This window comes from Rhodococcus sp. G-MC3 (assembly GCF_030063335.1).
Lineage (GTDB): Bacteria > Actinomycetota > Actinomycetes > Mycobacteriales > Mycobacteriaceae > Rhodococcoides.
This window is the reverse complement of the sequence record NZ_JASISW010000092.1, coordinates 1-973: the sequence shown is the minus strand read 5'-3', so window position 1 is coordinate 973 and position 973 is coordinate 1. Positions and strand designations below refer to the sequence as shown.

General features: G+C 66.0%; 1 protein-coding gene. It reads left to right on the top strand.

Annotated elements, in window-relative coordinates; genetic code table 11:
* Positions 1-973: DUF222 domain-containing protein (locus tag QMK17_RS26320; protein WP_283512227.1), on the top strand; the 973-nt coding region annotated here is incomplete at both ends.

Sequence of the window (973 nt, the reverse complement as noted above, 5' to 3'; positions counted from 1 at the left end):
CAGACGCTGCCGCCTCGGAATCACTCGCACGCCTCGCCGACGCCCGCCGCGCCGAGAACATCACCGCCGCAACCGTCATCCACGAACTGCACGAGCTCACCGAAATCCGGATGGCAGCAGAAATGGACATCCACCTCCTCACGGCCGACAACTCAGGTTTCGGCAAGCCGGGTGACGAACCCGACGTCGGCCGCGCCCGCCACACCGCCGAATGCGAAGCAGCCGTAGCACTCTCACTCTCCCGCAAAACAACCAAAGACATGATCACCGTCGCCAACCAACTCACCTGGCGACTACCCCTCATCGACACCGCATTCACCACCGGAGACCTCGACTACCCCCGCGTCCGCACCATCGCACTCACCCTGGCACGCGCCTCCGACTCCACCGCCCACGCACTCGAAGCAGACATCCTCGCCGCCGCCCTACGCTGCAACAGCCGAGCACTACGCGAAAACATCTGGCGACAGTGGATCGCCCACGATCCCGACGAAGCCGCCGCCGCCCAGAAGAAAGCCGTCGACGACGAACGCTGCGCCGACATCCGCCGCGGCACCGACGGCACCGCCAGCCTCATCGCCAAAATGTCGATGCTCGAGGGCGCCGAATGCGACGCACTCATCCAAGAACTCGCCGACACCGTCTGCCCCGCCGACCCCCGCACCAACACACAACGCCGCGGCGACGCACTCATCGCACTCTTCCACCACGAACAAGCACTCACCTGCCAGTGCGGATCCGACCACTGCCCCGTCGCCGACGCCACCGAACACCACCAACCCCGCCGCGGACCACTGATCAACGTACACATCGACATCGACACCCTCCTCGGACTCACCGACACCCCCGCCACCCTCTCCGACGGCACCGTCCTCGACCCCGCCACCGCACGCCTCATCGCCACCGACGCACGCTGGCAAGCCATGCTCACCGAAATGCTCCACGCCGCAGACGCCTACACAAACACCACCAC